13 protein-coding genes are annotated in these 16,869 nt (G+C 61.3%); 10 read left to right on the top strand and 3 right to left on the bottom strand.

What is annotated here, in order from left to right; genetic code table 11:
* The first annotated feature begins 26 nt into the window (after window positions 1-26).
* Window positions 27-587 carry a fasciclin domain-containing protein gene (locus K3728_11975; GenBank protein ID UWQ94431.1) on the top strand — a complete coding sequence of 187 codons (561 nt, stop codon included), beginning with the start codon at window positions 27-29 and terminating at the stop codon, window positions 585-587.
* A gap of 209 nt (window positions 588-796) precedes the next feature.
* Here the strand turns inward: K3728_11975 and K3728_11970 are convergent, their stop codons facing one another.
* On the bottom strand, window positions 797-2,545 hold the full coding sequence (locus K3728_11970) for a trypsin-like peptidase domain-containing protein (protein ID UWQ94430.1): 1,749 nt from the start codon (window positions 2,543-2,545) through the stop codon (window positions 797-799).
* Between the two features lie 253 nt (window positions 2,546-2,798).
* Here K3728_11970 and K3728_11965 point away from each other — a divergent pair, with 253 nt between their 5' ends.
* The 6 genes from K3728_11965 (at window position 2,799) to K3728_11940 (ending at window position 11,026) form a co-directional block, all read left to right on the top strand.
* Window positions 2,799-3,746, top strand: a complete 948-nt coding sequence (locus K3728_11965; GenBank protein UWQ94429.1) for a glycine--tRNA ligase subunit alpha — start codon at window positions 2,799-2,801, stop codon at window positions 3,744-3,746.
* On the top strand, window positions 3,743-4,198 hold the full coding sequence (locus tag K3728_11960; GenBank protein UWQ94428.1) for a histidine kinase: 456 nt from the start codon (window positions 3,743-3,745) through the stop codon (window positions 4,196-4,198). Before K3728_11965 ends, K3728_11960 begins: the two co-directional genes overlap by 4 nt.
* Window positions 4,199-4,259: 61 nt before the next feature.
* Complete coding sequence (glyS, locus tag K3728_11955; GenBank protein ID UWQ94427.1) at window positions 4,260-6,500, top strand: glycine--tRNA ligase subunit beta; 2,241 nt, start codon at window positions 4,260-4,262, stop codon at window positions 6,498-6,500.
* Window positions 6,501-6,618: 118 nt separating this feature from the next.
* Window positions 6,619-9,156, top strand: coding sequence for a pyruvate, phosphate dikinase (locus tag K3728_11950; protein UWQ94426.1), 2,538 nt, complete (start codon window positions 6,619-6,621; stop codon window positions 9,154-9,156).
* Between the two features lie 313 nt (window positions 9,157-9,469).
* Window positions 9,470-10,006 (top strand): cell wall hydrolase, encoded by a 537-nt coding sequence (locus K3728_11945; GenBank protein ID UWQ97541.1) that lies wholly within the window; start codon window positions 9,470-9,472, stop codon window positions 10,004-10,006.
* 99 nt (window positions 10,007-10,105) lie between these two features.
* The gene (locus tag K3728_11940; protein ID UWQ94425.1) at window positions 10,106-11,026 is read left to right on the top strand and encodes a dihydroneopterin aldolase; all 921 of its coding nucleotides are present in this window, start codon (window positions 10,106-10,108) and stop codon (window positions 11,024-11,026) included.
* Here K3728_11940 and K3728_11935 read toward each other — a convergent pair.
* Window positions 11,019-11,462, bottom strand: coding sequence for a GNAT family N-acetyltransferase (locus tag K3728_11935; GenBank protein UWQ94424.1), 444 nt, complete (start codon window positions 11,460-11,462; stop codon window positions 11,019-11,021). The genes K3728_11940 and K3728_11935 overlap by 8 nt on opposite strands.
* A 108-nt stretch (window positions 11,463-11,570) precedes the next feature.
* On the opposite strand from K3728_11935, the gene folP reads away from it, so the two are divergent.
* Window positions 11,571-12,581 (top strand): dihydropteroate synthase, encoded by a 1,011-nt coding sequence (folP, locus tag K3728_11930; GenBank protein UWQ94423.1) that lies wholly within the window; start codon window positions 11,571-11,573, stop codon window positions 12,579-12,581.
* A gap of 34 nt (window positions 12,582-12,615) precedes the next feature.
* Complete coding sequence (gene glmM, locus K3728_11925) at window positions 12,616-13,959, top strand: phosphoglucosamine mutase (protein ID UWQ94422.1); 1,344 nt, start codon at window positions 12,616-12,618, stop codon at window positions 13,957-13,959.
* Window positions 13,960-14,091: 132 nt separating this feature from the next.
* Here the strand turns inward: glmM and guaD are convergent, their stop codons facing one another.
* Entirely contained in the window at window positions 14,092-15,369 is a 1,278-nt protein-coding gene (gene guaD / locus K3728_11920; protein UWQ97540.1) for a guanine deaminase, read from the bottom strand.
* Window positions 15,370-15,468: 99 nt separating this feature from the next.
* Between guaD and mgtE the strand changes: the two genes are divergently transcribed.
* Window positions 15,469-16,857, top strand: coding sequence for a magnesium transporter (gene mgtE, locus K3728_11915; GenBank protein UWQ94421.1), 1,389 nt, complete (start codon window positions 15,469-15,471; stop codon window positions 16,855-16,857).
* Window positions 16,858-16,869 lie beyond the last annotated feature (12 nt).

Genomic DNA, 16,869 nt, shown 5'->3' with positions numbered 1-16,869 from the left:
CGGTAATCAACTGAGGAACACTCACAATGACAATCAAATCCTTTGCAGCAACTTTGTCCGCAGCAGCTCTTCTTTCCGGCGCAGCTTTCGCCGATGGTCACGCAAACCCACAGGTTGGCGGCGCGGACATGATGATGGAAATGAACATCGTCGAGAACGCCAGCAACTCGCCCATCCACACAACGCTAGTCGCCGCGGTTGTGGAAGCTGGCCTTGTAGACACGCTGGCAGGCGATGGCCCGTTCACCGTATTCGCGCCTACCGATGACGCGTTTGCTGCCCTGCCTGAAGGCACCGTTGCCGCGTTGCTGGAGCCTGAGAACCGCGACCGTCTGGTCGAAATCCTGACCTGCCACGTTGTGGGCGCAGAAGTGTTCTCTGACGCCATTGGCGGCATGATCGCAGACGATGGCGGCGCGCACCCGGTCGAGACCCTCGGTGGCTGTACCCTAACTGCTGAAATGAACGGCGACATGATCACATTGACCGACGAGCAGGGCCAAGTGGCCACGGTCACGATCCCCGATGTGGACCAGTCCAACGGCGTGATCCACGTGATCGACACAGTAATGTTGCCTGCCGCTTAAGCTAGACAATCGGATGGTCCGCGTGTGCGTGCGGGCCATTCGTGTTGGCAGCAGCATCCTTGCGGTGTGAACTTGCCCTGCACGTCCTTCTGTCCCCTGTGTAAGGGTCCCGTTTGTGACACACCAAAAGGAAAAGCCGGGCGTATCATGCGCCCGGCTTTGTTATGTTTTTAGATGCTTGACGCGCCAGCAGGCGGGGCGGCTGAGGTTTAGTTCCAGCAGCTTACCCGAACCGTCATGTCTGCCGCTTCACGGCTGATGTTTTCGCGGTTCAGCGCGCCCACGGGCTGCGCTAGCGTGAGGCCAATGCCCGCGCCTTGCAGCACCGGCACCAGTTGATCCGAGCGCAACGCAAGCGTCACATCGGAGGGCAGGGTGCGGTCACCCACTGTGCCCGGAAGAACCACACCAATGACGTTGCCCGACAGGTCCAGAACCGGGCCGCCGGCCTCGGTATCGGCGGTGTCTACGGCAAGGCGTTGTACGGTTTCTTCGCCATTCACGCCGCGCAGGTCCGCCAAGGTGCCGAAGGTGGTGGAGGCCGAAGACAAAGCGCCGCCAAAGGGGAAGCCCGCCACAGCGATCTCAGCCCGCAGACGTGCAGGCGCATCGGCCACCTGGGCAAAGCCCAAGGGGGCTAGCTGTTGGTTGGGTGTCAACACGGCGATGCCAAGAGCCTCATCACGGAAGCTGACCGTCGCCTCATAGACGTTGTCGATAAGGATCTGACCGCATTGGCCGATCACTTCCGTCGTGGTCAGAACCGAGCCCTGGGCATCCAGATAGAAGCCGGAGCGCACGATATCGGGGCGGCGCACGGTCAGGCCTGAAACCATGTCGATGCTTTCATCCAGCCCCTCGGGCACCGCTGCCGGGTCGAGAGAGCCTTCGACGGCTTGGAAGCTGGCCTGCATCATCGGCAGAACACGGGCGATTTGATCGTCGGCGGAAGGCTCCCAAATCAGGGTAAAACCTTTGACCGCGCCGTTCACCAGCCGCGCTTCGGTATGAGAGCGCAGCTCGGGCGATTGGCCGGTCAGAACGAAACTGTCGTTGCCACGCTCCCGCTCGCCCTCAAGGGGGACGATGTCGAGGGTTTGCATGATCTCATAAAGGCCAAACAGCGTCGCGCGGTCGCCCGGCTGGCTGATCAACATGACGCGCACGCCGCTGTCATTGATTTCCTCGTACTGGGCGAAGGGGAAATTGTAGCTATCGAAGTTCACCATCGCCATGGGTAGATCCATCTGGATGCCCGCGCGTTGGTCGATAACATTGCGCATTCCCAAGGCGTTCAACTCTCCTTGGTATTCGCCAAGCAACTGCGCCCGCTGACGGGTGGTAAGGATGCCCGAAGGCTCCATCCCGCGATCCGCCTGATATGCCTGCATGGAGCCGCGCGTGCCGGGGCCGAAGGCGCCGTCGATACGGCCATTGTAGAAGCCAAACCATTGTAGGGCGATTTGCAGCTGGTCGCGTTCTTCGCGGGTCAGGGCGGCCTCGGACTGGCGGGCCTGTTGCGGGGTCTCGTCTGGGACAACGACCTCTTCAACCACCTCTTCGACGACGACTTCCCCGGCAGTCTGTTCCTCAACAACCGGAGCTGTTTCGTCCAGATCGCCCGCAGCAACGGGGAAGAACTGAGAGGCATAAAGATCGCCGTCTTCAAGGAAACTATCGCGCGGGATCAGACCTTGGCTTAGCAGACGTTGGATCACCAATTGCCCGGTCTCGGGATCAAAGGGGCCAAGGGCCACGGCGTAAAGGCCGGTGGTGGCGCGGAAACCGTTCACGTTTTCGACCAGTTGTGCATAGGCTCGTACCCGCTGTTCGGCGGCGGCAAGGCTTGGATGCGCCTCAATCTGAACCCAAACCTGGTTTTGCGCCTGTGCGCTGCCAATAAACCCAAAAACCACAAAACTCAGGGCCATAAGCCCCTGCAAAAAACGCATCGCCATGATTATCCCGTAACCCTGTATGTAATTCTCACCGCGCTTGGCCTAACGTGACCTGCGCGTTCCAGTCCTAAACGTACCGGGGCTTTGCGTCGATTGCACCCTGTTTTGCAATAGTTTTCCGCAAGTGGTGCCCCTAACGTGGCCGATATGCGCCATCGCCGCAGGGGCGCTTTGGATCGGGTCGCTTTGTTGACCACGGCCCGCGCCCCGTCTAGTCATCGCGCCAAACCCGCAATACCGGAGCCGTTCACCGATGACTGAGGCAACCACCCCACGCTCGTTCCAAGAGATCATCCTGCGCCTACAGGCGTATTGGGCGGCCAAGGGCTGCGCGATCATGCAGCCCTACGATATGGAGGTCGGCGCTGGCACCTTCCACCCCGCCACGACCCTGCGTTCGTTGGGCGACCGGGCGTGGACGGCGGCCTATGTGCAGCCCTCGCGCCGCCCCACCGATGGGCGTTATGGCGAGAACCCGAACCGCTTACAGCATTACTATCAGTATCAGGTCATCATCAAACCAAGCCCGCCCGACCTGCAGGACCTCTACCTTGGCAGCTTGCGGGCCATCGGGATTGATACCGATCTGCACGACATCCGTTTCGTAGAGGACGATTGGGAAAGCCCGACCCTTGGCGCTTGGGGCTTGGGATGGGAAGTGTGGTGCGACGGCATGGAAGTGTCTCAGTTCACCTATTTCCAACAGGTCGGCGGCCATGACTGCCACCCTGTCTCGGGCGAGTTGACCTACGGGCTGGAGCGTTTGGCGATCTATATCCTTGGCATCGATCACGTCATGGACATGCCCTACAACGACCCCGATGCGCCGATCGCGCTGACCTACGGTGACGTGTTCCGCCAGACGGAAGAGGAATACTCCCGCCACAACTTCGACGCGGCCACCACCGAGACCCTACTGCGCCACTTTGAGGATGCAGAAGCCGAGTGTCAGCAACTGCTGTCCCACGACGCCGTGGACCCAAAGACCGGCAAGCATATCATCATGGTCCACCCCGCCTATGACCAAGCGATCAAGGCGAGCCATATGTTTAACCTTCTTGATGCCCGTGGCGTGATCTCGGTCACAGAACGCCAAGCCTACATTGGCCGGGTCCGTGCCCTGACGAAGATGTGCGCCGATGCCTTCGTGCAAACGGCGGCGGGCGGCGCGGATGTGTCATCTGCGGCAGGTGCGGCGTGACCTCGGGCCGCATCATTGTGGTGGTGATCGTGCTGTCCACGATCCTTTTTGGCGTGGGTCTGTGGTACACCAACACCCGCGCCTACTATGCGCCGTTGGAGGAAGTGACGCTGACGGTTCAGGCCGAAGACGGCACGCTGGTGCCGCTGGCGATCTCGGACGCGCAAGGCATTGACGCCGCGACCTCTCCGCTGCGTTACCGGGCCTGTTTCACGCTGGATGACACGGGCCCCTTGGCCGATGCCACACCCTACGCCGACCCCACGCCGCTGTTCCCGCCCGCGTGGTTCGATTGCTTTGATGCATCGGCAATTGGCGAGGCGCTGGAAAGCGGCGCGGCGCAAGCCTACTTGGGCCAATTCGACTTCGCCCGTGGCGTGGACCGCGTGGTTGCCATTTTCCCCGACGGGCGCGGCTTCGCCTGGACCCAACTCAACGGCACGCTTGAATAGGTGCCGCCGATAACCCCATTTGCGCGATTGCCCGCGCCTGACGATCAATAGGACGCTTCCCATGCCCGACCTTCTGCTGGAACTCTTTTCCGAAGAAATCCCCGCCCGGATGCAGGCCCGCGCCAGCGCGGACCTCAAGCGGATGGTGACCGATGGTCTGGTGGAGGCCGGGTTGACCTACGCCTCTGCGGGTACTTTCGTGACGCCCCGCCGCCTTGTCCTGACCATTGAGGGGCTGACAGAATCCTCCCCCACCACGTCCGAAGAACGCCGTGGCCCCAAGGTGGGCGCGCCGGAAAAAGCGTTGGAAGGCTTCCTGCGCGGGGCAGGGGTGTCGCGTGATGCGCTGGAAGAGCGCGAAGAAAAGAAGGGCACCTTCTACTACGCCAAAGTCACGACCGAAGGCCGCGAGGCGCAAGCCATCATCGCCGAGTTGATCCCGCAAGTGATCCGCACGTTCCCTTGGCCCAAGTCCATGCGCTGGGGCTCGGGTAGCCTGAAATGGGTGCGCCCGTTGCAGTCGATCCTGTGTCTTTTGTCGCGCGAAGATGGCTCGGAAGTGGTGCCATTCGATGTGGACGGCATCGCGGCAGGCAACACGACCGAAGGCCACCGTTTCATGGCGCCGGGCCGCTTTGCGGTGTCGTCTTTCGATGATTACTCCACCAAACTGCGGGCCGCCCATGTGGTTCCGTCAGCCCAAGACCGTGCCGATGCGATCTGGCACGACGCCACCAACATGGCCTTCGCGGCGGGCCTGGAGGTCGTGGAAGACGCGGGCCTTCTGGCCGAGGTCGCGGGCCTTGTGGAATGGCCCGTCGTCTTGATGGGCGAAATTGCCGAGGATTTCCTGGGCCTGCCTGCCGAAGTGCTGCAAACCTCCATGCGCGAACACCAGAAGTTCTTCTCGGTCCGTAATCCCGCCACGGGGCGGATTGAGCGCTTCATCACCGTCGCCAACCGCGACACGGCTGATTCCGGAGCTACGATCATCGCGGGCAACTCCAAGGTTCTGTTCGCCCGTTTGGCGGACGGAAAGTTCTTCTGGGACAACGACTTGCGCATTGCACGTGATGGCATGGGCGCGTGGCGCGAGGCGTTGCAAAACGTCACGTTTGAGCGCCGCTTGGGCAGCCAGTCGGAACGGGTGGAGCGTATCGCCGCCTTGGCCCGCGAAATCGCCCCCATGGTCGGCGCGGACCCAACGGCAGCCGAGACCGCCGCCCGTATCGCCAAGGCCGATCTGTCGTCGGAAATGGTCTATGAGTTCCCCGAGCTGCAAGGCACGATGGGCAAGTACTATGCCTTGGAAGCGGGCCTTGCCCCCGAAATCGCCGCCGTCGCCGAGGAACACTACGCCCCGCTTGGCCCCACCGATGATGTCCCCACAGCCCCCTTGAGCGTGGCCGTGGCGCTGGCCGACAAACTGGACCTGCTGACGGGTTTCTGGGCGATTGATGAGAAGCCCACAGGCTCGAAAGACCCGTTTGCTTTGAGGCGGGCGGCACTGGGGGTTATTCGGATTGTTTTGGATGGGGACACTCGATTTAATTTGCTGCCGCTGATGAACTCAGCAAGCGATGCTCACTATCAGCCACATCTATTGAGCATGCTTGATGATGCCCGAGATCAAGATGAGCGATTGGCGAAAAGCTTAGGCATTTCGATCCAGAACTTGCCTAAGGCACGAGAAATTTTGCGCCAAGCCCTTCCTAGGGTAGAGACACAACGCAAGATTTCGTTGGAGTTGGCGCTGGAGGAAATATCTGATCCTGATGAAGATCTCCTCTCCTTCTTCCACGACCGCCTCAAAGTTCACCTCAAGGCCGAGAACATCCGCCATGATGTGATCGACGCGGCGCTCTCGATGGAGCCCGCCGACGACCTCACCCTCGTGGTGGCCCGCGCCCGCGCGTTGCAATCCTTCCTCAACACGCCCGACGGCGAAAACTTGATCCAAGGCTACAAGCGCTCTGCCAATATCCTGGCTCAAGCCGAGCAGAAGGACGGGGTCAAATATCGCTACGGCGCGGATGCCAAATACGCCGAAACGGCTGAGGAAACGGCCCTGTTCGACGCCCTTGAAGCGGCGAGGAAAGCCATCGCGCCAGCGGTGGCCGAGGAGCAGTTTGAAGCCGCCATGGGCGAAATGGCCAAGCTCCGTGCCCCCATTGATGCCTTCTTCGAGGCCGTTCAGGTGAACGCCGACAGCGATGTCATCCGCCGTAACCGGTTGAACTTGCTGCACGATATTACGCAAACCTGTGGCTCTGTGGCGGATTTGACCAAGATCGAGGGCTAATCCGCCTACGCCGCGCCGCAGCAACACTCTGCACAAAACTGTCACATGATTGCCCGGTTAACTGGACAGTCATGTCTCCGACTGTATCGTTCGCGAATGTTAACCCGGAACCCGGCTCATGCTTACCACGCCTGACTTCACCGAGATCACGCCCACCGCCGATATCCGCAAGGACCGGCATGGGAACCGTGCGAAGTGCCTTCAGCGGTTGGTGCGGCTGGATATGCCGGTGCCGCCGACCGTGGCGCTCAGCTTCGATACGGTGCGCGCGATTGCGGAAGGGCGTATGCCCGATCTGGAATCGCTGGTGGGCCTGTTTGGCTCTGGTGCGCTCTTGTCCGTGCGCTCGTCGTCGGAAACGCCCGATTGGGGCGGGCCGGGCACGATCCTGAATGTCGGCATGTGCGACGCCACCCATGATGCGCTGGCGCAAACCCACGGCCCCGACGTGGCGGGCGCGGTCTATACGCGTTTCATCCGGTCCTACGCTGTATATGTCCATCGCCTTGATGCCGATGATTTTGAAAACCCCATCACCCCAAGGCTCGCCAAAGCGGCCTATGAGGCCGAGATGGAAGAACCTTTCCCCCAGGACCCCACGGTGCAATTGGCCGAAGTGCTCCGCTCCATGGCGCGGGCTTGGGAAGGCACGACTGCGCGGCTCTTGCGTCAGGCCCAAGGGGCGCCTGCCGATGCGGGGCTTGGCCTTGTGGTGCAGAAAATGGCGCTTGGTCCGGCGCAGGGGATTTCCGGGGCGGGGGTGGTTCAATTCGTCTCCTCCGACACTGGGGAACCTCAGGTCACCGGGCGATATCTGCCGCGCGGGCAGGGGCGTCAGGCGCTGACAGAAGGGGCGGCGCAATTCATCGAAAGCGACCCCCGTGGTGCAGCCTTGGAAGACGTCGCGCCCGATCAGGTGCAGGCCCTGCGCGATGCCCATGGGGTGATGCGCCAACGGCTACGCGAAGAAATGCAGATCGAGTTCACGTTGATGGATGGGGAATTGTCGATACTCGACGCCGTGCGCACGCCCCGTTCCGCGCGTGGTGAGGTTGAGATCGCCGTCGCCCTCTCCGAGACTGGCGTTATCCCTCGGGAAGAGGCGTTGACCCGCATTCCGCCCTATACGCTCAATGGATTGCTACACCGGCAGGTCAAGCCCGGTGGGGACCGCGATTTGCTGACGACGGGTATTCCCGCCGCGCCCGGTGCGGCGACGGGCAAGATCGTGTTCTCGACCGCTGCCGCCACCGCTGCCGCGGCCCAGGGGGAGCCGTGCATTCTGGTGCGCCGCGAAACCTCGCCCGAAGATATTCGCGGGATGCACGCGGCCCAGGCGATTTTGACAGAACGCGGCGGCGTGACGTCCCATGCGGCGGTCATTGCCCGCGGTTTGGGCCTGCCTTGCGTGGCGGGTGCGACCAGCCTGCAACTGGATACGCGCAAGAAGACAATCACCGTGCCCGGGCGTCGGGTGTTTCATGAGGGTGACATCATCACCCTTGATGGCTCTGCCGGGGAAGTGCTTGTCGGCGCTGCCGAGATGATTGAACCCGCCCTGGGTGGTGCCTTCGCCAAGCTGATGGATTGGGCCGATGACGCCCGCGATATTGGCATTCGCGCCAATGCAGACACGCCCGAAGATGCCGCCATGGCGCAGCGTTTCGGGGTGGACGGGATCGGCCTGTGCCGGACCGAGCATATGTTCTTTGACGCCACCCGCATGACGGTGATGCGCGAGATGATCTTTGCCGAGAACGCCCAAGATCGCGCTGCCTCACTTGATCGTCTGCTGCCGATGCAGCGCGAAGATTTCACCAAATTGTTCGAGTTGATGAAGGGCCAGCCCGTCACCATCCGCCTGTTTGACCCGCCTTTGCACGAATTCCTGCCCCGTGACCGTGAGGGTATCCGCGCCTTGGCAGAGGCGCTGGACCTGCCCGTCAGCCGTGTGGCGCAGCGGATTGAGGCGTTGCAAGAATTCAACCCAATGTTGGGGATGCGCGGTGTCCGCCTGGGCATTACCGTGCCTGAAATCTACGAAATGCAGGCCCGCGCGATCTTTGAGGCGACGGTTGCGTCCTCGAAGAAGGGGGCGCCGATTGTCCCCGAGATCATGATCCCCCTCGTCACGGCCCGCCGTGAGGTGGAGATCGTGAAAGCCGCCGTTGACGGTATTGCCGCCGAAGTGCGCAGCAAGACTGGCGTGGATTTCACCTACCGCCTAGGCGTAATGGTCGAAACGCCTCGTGCCGCCCTAAGGGCCGGTGAAATCGCCGAACATGCTGCATTTTTGTCGTTCGGCACCAATGACTTGACCCAAATGACCTATGGCCTCAGCCGGGATGATGCAGGCCGGTTCATGTCGGCCTATGTGCAACAGGGGGTCTTCCCTGAAGATCCATTCCGGCAGCTGGACATTGATGGTGTGGGGGAGTTGGTGCTTCTGGGCGCTGAACGGGGACGTTCGGTGCGTCCCGAGCTGACTTTGGCGCTTTGTGGCGAACATGGTGGCCATCCAGAGTCGGTTCAGTTCTCTCGCAAGGCGGGTTTCGACTATGTGTCTTGCTCTCCTTACCGGGTGCCGGTAGCGAAACTTGCCGCCGCGCAATTTTCTATCCAAGACAAGGGCTTGTCCGGGGACGCTAAGGTATAACTTTAAGAGTTGCCGTCTAAATCTAGTGGCCGACATACGGGGCAACACATGATTCAGGGCCGATTTTGCCGTTCCTACAATTTGAGTTAACTACCCCCCCAACGAGATCAGTCAGGACCCGCAACAGAATGGGACCGGCTTTTTCCCTTGGAAGGGTGCAGTGATGAAACTACGGATATTGTCCGCGTTTGGCGCGGGCTTTTTGGCTGTTTATGCCACCACAGGTGCCAACGCGCAGAACATGACGGCCACGGATGTGACGCTGAGTACCTCGACGGCGGCCAACGGGCTTTCTGGCGTACTGGATCAGTTGATGGGGATGGAGGCCGCTTCTCTGTCGTCCCTGACAGCTACACGCCTGCGCCAAATTGGTTCTGCCTATGATGCGAACTTGGCGGGTGACGACCCCCGGATCATGGATACCGCAGAGTTGGACAACTTGCGCGCGCCTCGTGGCAACGCCCAATGGCAATGCCTGACGGAAGCGCTCTATTTTGAAGCCCGGGGGGAGCCGATTGCAGGTCAGTATGCTGTCGCTGAAGTGATCTTGAATCGCGTCGATGCGGATAATTACCCCGATACGATCTGTGGTGTTATCACCCAAGGCACGGGCCGCCAGTTCGCCTGCCAGTTCACCTATACCTGCGATGGACGCTCGGAAGAGATGACGGACGAGACCGCGATGCACCGTCTTGGCCATATCGCGCGGATCATGATCGACGACGCCCCGCGCGACCTGACGGCGGGGGCCACCCATTACCACGCCGATTGGGTAAACCCCCGGTGGGCAAGCGTTTATCCTCAGACTGCCGCCATCGGCATTCACCAATTCTACCGCCAGCAATACTGACTTTACGTCGGATTTGGCGGTATAGTCGCCGCAAGCTGGCCCTTGCAGCGCGAATTTCCCGTGTTAGACGAGCCTTGTCCCAATCCAAGGCGCACGCCCATGTCTGACGAGATTTCCCAAGCCTTTAGTCACCCTTCTGAACGGGCCAAGGCGACCGCCGATGGCACGCCGCGCGACCGTATTTCGATGACGGACCATGTGCGCGAGGTCGAGATTGGGGCGTTTCAGGCCGAAAGGGGCGTGACCCAGAAGATCCGGTTCGATGTGGTGGTCGAGGTTGAGACCCGCGCAGAAAGCGCCACCGATGATGTGGACCGCATTCTAAGCTATGACACGATCGCCGAGGCGATTGACGCGGCCTTGGCCGCCGAACGGGTGAACCTGCTGGAAACCCTTGCCGCGCGAATTGCCGATAGCATTCTGGAGCACCCCTTGGCCGCGCGGGTATTCGTGCGGATCGGCAAGCTGGATCGAGGGCCGTACACCTTGGGCGTCGAAATCCTCCGCCAAGCGCCCGAAGGCCGTCGCCGCCTGCGTTTGTTGGCCGATGCCGCCCCCCATCCCATTGTCGTCTACCTTTCGGATGCGGCCATTCACCGGCCCGACCTCCCCACCTTGTTGGACGCGTTGGAGAAGGCCGAAGCGCCTTTGATCCTTTGTGTAGACGCCCCCAAGGTGGCCGCCCCGCAAGCGGCTCACGCCATGCCCCAGCGGCGGATCGCGCTGTTGGCGATTGAACAATCGGCCTGGGTTTTGGCGGCAAGGGACGCCCGATGCGTTGTGGTGGATAGCCGTACCGAGCTTGATTGGGCGATGAAGCAAGGGAAAATCAGCGTTTGGGCCCCATCCAAACTGGTCCTTGATGCGGTAGAAGGGCCGGGCACCGATGTGACCGATCCTGTTGCACTGGCCATGTGGCTTGGCGATGCGTTTGAGGCGCAACGGGTCATTACCCTTGGGGCCGAAGGCGAAACGGGCCGCGATGCTTTCGCCGCCGATGCGATGCCCGATCTTACGTAAGACGCATCAACAGGCGCTTGTCTGCCTCGTTCGGGGCGGGAACGAACCCTGCTTTCTCCATCACGCGGACAGAGGCGCTGTCGTCGCGCTCTACATAGCCAAAGAAGCGATCTTCACGCAGGTCAACGCGCCCATAATCAAGGGCGGCATTCAGGAACTCGCTGGCAAGCCCTTGGCCCCAAACCTCTGGTACAAAATGAAAAAGCACCTCTAGCCCATTGTCGGCGAAGCCAATGCGGAAGCCGCCGACGCCCACTTCATTGCCCGCGTGGGACAGGCTCCAAGGTGCGATTGAATGGCGCTTCCAGTCCTGAATATCACGGCTCAGGTCATTCTTGGCGCTGTCGCCGAACAACCGCCCATAAAGCGGCGCCGCTTCTGGAACAGGGGGATTGCCGGTGAGCCGTTGGGTCCGAAAGGGGAGTGTTTGTGCCATGCCACTTGGTGCCAGAGAACCGGGCAGAGCGCGACCCCGCTTTTGGTCTTTTACAGCACATAGTTTGTGCAGACTTGTATCGCGCCGCATCGGGCGATATTTCGCGCCATGACCTATTATTGGCGAGCCATCCCCAGCCTTGATCCCGCGCGCCCTGCCACTGCCTTGCCTTTGGCGGGCGGTTGGGCTTGGTTTGACCGGGTTGAGCGGTTGACCCGTGGGGGAACCGCGCAGATCGTGCCCTTGTCCGACGTGCCGGAAGACGTGTTGCACCGCATGAGTGCCCCGCGATCCCCGCTTGGCGCATTGTCGCTTGATGAACCTCGGACCATGGGAATTCTAAATACGACTCCGGATAGTTTCTCGGACGGAGGACGCCATATCGGGCTGGAGGCCGCAGTGGCGCGGGCGCGCCAAATGGTGGCCGAGGGGGCCGAGATTATCGACATCGGCGGCGAGTCTACACGCCCCGGTGCAGTCTTCGTGCCGCCCGACGAGGAAATCGCCCGCACCGCGCCGGTGATCGACGCGCTGCAAAGCGTTGGCACGGTAATCAGCCTTGATACCCGTAAATCCGCGGTGGCGCGGGCTGGAATGGCGGCGGGCGCGCATATTCTGAACGATGTGTCGGGCCTGCGGTTTGACCCAGAGCTGGCCGATGTGGCCGCCACCACAGGCGCACCACTGATCCTGATGCATTCCATCGCCACCCCCGACACCATGCAGGCAGAGGCCGCATCCGCGTATTCGGACGTTCTGTTGGATGTCTATGACGGGCTGCAAGACGCCATTGAAATGGCCGTGACTGCCGGTGTGGCTCGCGACAGGATTATCGTCGATCCGGGCATCGGCTTTGGCAAGACGCAGCCGCAGAACCTGGCGCTCATCCAACGGGTGTCGCTGTTCCACAGCCTTGGCTGCGCCATCCTGCTTGGGGTGTCGCGCAAGGGGTTTATTGGGACGATTGCGGCTCAACCGCAGGCAGACCGACGGGGGCCGGGGTCGGCGGGCATCGGCCTATGGGCCGTGGGGCAGGGCGTACAGATATTGCGCGTCCATGATATAGAGATGCACACTCAGATGATCGCGCTTTGGCGCGCGGCTCATCGTAGCCAGTAACTTAATTGGTTAATGTGAAGGTATTGGAACTAGAATGACGCGCAAATTATTTGGCACCGACGGTGTAAGAGGCCAAGCCAACACCTATCCAATGACCGCCGAAATGGCGCTGCGCATGGGCGCGGCGGCAGGGCGCTTCTTCCGGCGCGATGGCTCGGCGGCGCATCGGGTTGTGATCGGCAAAGACACGCGGCTATCTGGCTATATGATCGAAAATGCGCTGACGGCGGGGTTTACCTCGACCGGGATGAATGTGCTGTTGCTGGGGCCGGTGCCAACACCTGCGGTGGGGATGCTGACACCGTCGATGCGGGCGGATGTGGGCGTTATGATCTCGGCCAGCCATAACCCGGCGGTTGATAATGGCATCAAGTTTTTCGGCCCCGACGGCTTCAAACTGGATGACGATGCCGAACTGGCGATTGAGAAGATGACCCTTGAGGGCGTCGATCCGGCGCAATCCACCAACATTGGCCGCGCCAAGCGAATTGATGATGGGCGTTTCCGGTATCTGGAGCGAGTTAAATCTACTTTCCCCAGCGATTTGCCCCTCGACGGGATGAAGGTTGTGATTGATTGCGCCAACGGTGCGGCCTACCGCGCGGCGCCAGAGGTCTTGTGGGAATTGGGCGCCGACGTGGTTGCTATTGGGGTGGAGCCGAACGGGTTGAACATCAACCTGGGCTGCGGTTCGACCAAGCCCGAGGCGGCAGCGGCAAAGATCCGGGAAGTGGGCGCAGACGTGGGCATCTGCCTTGATGGCGACGCTGACCGGGTCATTTTGATCGACGAGAAGGGTAATGTGGCTGACGGCGACCAGATCATGGCCCTGTTTGCCAAGCGCTGGTCCGATGAAGGCCGCCTGAAGGGGCGCACTCTGGCGGCCACGGTCATGTCCAATCTGGGGTTGGAACGGTATCTGGCGGAATCTGCGATCACCCTGCATCGCACCGCCGTGGGCGACCGCCACGTGGTGGAAGCGATGCGCTCCAACGGGTTGAACCTGGGCGGAGAGCAATCGGGCCATATCGTGATGACTGATTATGCGACGACCGGTGACGGCTTGATCGCGGGCTTGCAGTTTTTGGCGGAGATGGTCCGCACGGGGCAAAAAGCCAGCGCGTTGGCCCATAGTTTTGAGACCGTGCCCCAACTGTTGAAAAACGTCAGGTTCGAGCTCGGCGCAACGCCCTTGGATGCGCCCGGCGTGAAAGCCGCGATTGCAGCGGGCGAGCAGAGGTTGACCGGAACCGGGCGCTTGTTGATCCGCAAGTCCGGCACAGAGCCCCTAATCCGCGTGATGGCTGAGGCAGAAGATGAGGCGCTGATGACGGCGGTGGTCGATGATATCGTCGGCGCGGTTGAGGATGCGGTTTAGGCGATAGCCGAGCGAATTGTTACGGGGTGACGTGTGCGGGAACGCGGCTTTGCCGCGTGCTGGGGGCGCTGCCCCCATTGCGGAGATTTGCAAGCAAATCCCCGCCCCCCGGGATATTTCAAGAACGAGGAATTATTGGACCGAGGTGACCGGTGTGCCTGCGACATAGGTTTGCGTAATGGCGCGGTCGTCGCCCATCATGATGGTGGGAAAGATCGCCTCCCATATCGTGGTGGCGCGGGCGGATCGTTGGGCAATGGCAGGGGTGGAGGAGAGGGAGAGGACGCAGAGATCCGCTTCAAACCCCGGCGCGACGCGGCCGATCTTGTCCGACAGGTGGAGCGCTTCGGCAGAACCGCCGGTGGCGCGCCAGAGCAGCTCTGCCGGGTGCAGCGGCGTGCCGCGAAGCTGCCCGATCTCATAGGCGGCAGCCATGGTGCGCAGCATCGAGAAACTGGAGCCGCCGCCGGTATCAGTCGCGAGGCCCACGGGCATCCGATCGGCGAGGGACATGTCAAACAGGCCCGAACCGATGAAGGTATTGGAGGTCGGGCAATGGACCAGCGCAGCGCCGACCTCCTCCAAGCGGCTGATTTCGCGGGGTTCAAGGTGGATGGCGTGGCCGTAGAGGCCCTTGGTCCCGAGCAAGCCATGGGCCTCGTAGGTATCAAGGTAGTCGCGGGCATTGGGGTAGAGGTCGCGCACCCAAGCGATTTCATCCACCTGTTCGCTCAGGTGGGTTTGCATCAGGCAATCGGGGTGTTCGGCCCAGAGCGCCCCCAAGGCGCTGAGTTGTTCGGGCGTGGAGGTGGGCGAAAAGCGCGGGGTGATGATGTAGCCGAGGCGGTCTTGCCCGTGCCACTTTTGCAAGAGCGCACGGCTATCGTCATAGGCCGATTGCACTGTGTCGCGCAGGTTATCGGGCGCGTTGCGGTCCATGCAGGTTTTGCCCGTCAACGCGCGCATGTTGCGGGCTTGGGCTGCCTTAAAGAAGGCCTCGACGGAGGCGGGGTGGATCGTGGCGTAGCTGGCGACCGTGGTGGTGCCGTTAGATGTGAGAAGATCCAGATAGCGGCCCGCAATATCGGCGGCATAGGCGGGGTCGCTAAAGCGGGCTTCTTCGGGAAACGTATAAGTGTTGAGCCAGTCAATCAGCCGCTTGCCCCAAGAGGCGATCATTGCCGTTTGGGGGTAATGGGTGTGGGCGTCCACAAAGCCGGGCAAGATCACGTCGGAGCCGTGGTCTATGACGGGCACCGATGGATGGGCGGCCCGCAACGCCGCGCCATCGCCGACATCGGCAATCATGCCGTTGCGGATCAGGACGCCGCCAGTGCTTTCGTGGCGCACTGCGTCTAGCCCCAGTTTGCGAGGGTCGCCGTCAAAGCACAAAACTTGGCCAAGGATCAGATGTTCTTGCACGGTCGCCTCCGGTTTTTACTGCTCGGTGATAGCCCTTCTCGTGCCCTCATGTTAGGCGGTTTATGAGCGAAAAACAGGGGGCGCCCCATGGCCGTAGATGTAGACCAGTCCACCGACGATGCACGCGACACCTATGCGCTGGATAAATCCTTGCGCGCCCGCCTGCGCGACGCCCTAGAAGCCCACGATGTGGCCGCCATCGATGCCTTGATGGAACCGCTTCACCCCGCTGACATTGCCGACTTATTGGAACAGGTGACCAGTGCCGAGCGCGAGGATTGGTTAACGCACTGGTCCAAAGGCATCGACGGCGAGGTTCTGTCCGAGCTTGAGGAAGGCCTGCGCGAAGAGGTCCTGTCTCTGCTGCCGGACACGCAGATTGCCGTTGCCGTGCGCGAGTTGGACTCGGACGATGTGGTCGATCTGCTGGAAGACGCCGGCGACGATCAGGCCGAGGTTATCCTTGAGGCGTTGGAACCGGCGGATCGGGCCGCCGTTGAAGCGGCACTGAACTACCCCGAAGATACCGCCGGCCGCTTGATGCAACGCGAGATCGTTGCCGTGCCCGAGCATTGGTCGGTGGGCGAGGCGATAGATTACATTCGCGGTCAGGCCGGGAATCTGCCGGAAGAATTCTACCATGTTATCCTGACAGATCCCCGTATGAAGCCAACGGGTTACGTGATGTTGGGGCGCCTTTTGGCGACGGTGCGCGGGGTTAAACTGCACGACATCACAGAAGACAGTTTCCGCCCGATCCCGGCAAACTTGCCGGAGGAAGAAGTCGCCTATGCGTTCAACCAGTACCACCTGATAACGGCTCCTGTCGTCGATGACGATGGCCGTTTGGTGGGCGTCATCACCATCGATGACGCCATGATCGTTCTGGATATGGAAGCCGAGGAAGACATTCTGCGCCTTGCCGGTGTGGGCGAGGAATCGAGCCTTTCTGACGGGGTGATCGAAACCACGAAACAACGTTTCCCCTGGCTATTTGTGAACCTTGTGACCTCGATCATCGCCTCGCTCGTGATTGCGCAATTCGAGGTTGCTCTGGCCACCATCGTGGCCTTGGCAGTCCTGATGCCGATCGTGGCATCCATGGGCGGGAACGCGGGCACTCAATCGTTAACGGTCGCCGTGCGAGCGATTGCGACGAAGGATTTGACCCCCTCCAACCTGATGCGCGTGGTAGCGCGGGAGGCGGGCGTCGGCCTGATTAACGGCGCCATCTTCGCGGTCATCATGGGGATCGTGGGCGTCGTGTGGTTTGAAACAATGATGTTGGGCGTCGTGATCGGCGCGGCGATGATCATTAACCTGTTGGTGGCGGGCCTTGCGGGCATCCTTGTGCCCGTCGTATTGGACCGCCTGCGGATTGACCCGGCGCTGGCGTCGGGGGCCTTTGTCACCACGGTGACAGATATCGTTGGTTTCTTTGCGTTCCTGGGCCTTGCGGCGCTACTGCTTCTGTAGGGTAGCGAGCGA

The organism is Rhodobacteraceae bacterium M385, assembly GCA_025141835.1.
GTDB lineage: Bacteria > Pseudomonadota > Alphaproteobacteria > Rhodobacterales > Rhodobacteraceae > Gymnodinialimonas.
This window is presented reverse-complemented; position numbering and strand designations above follow the sequence as displayed.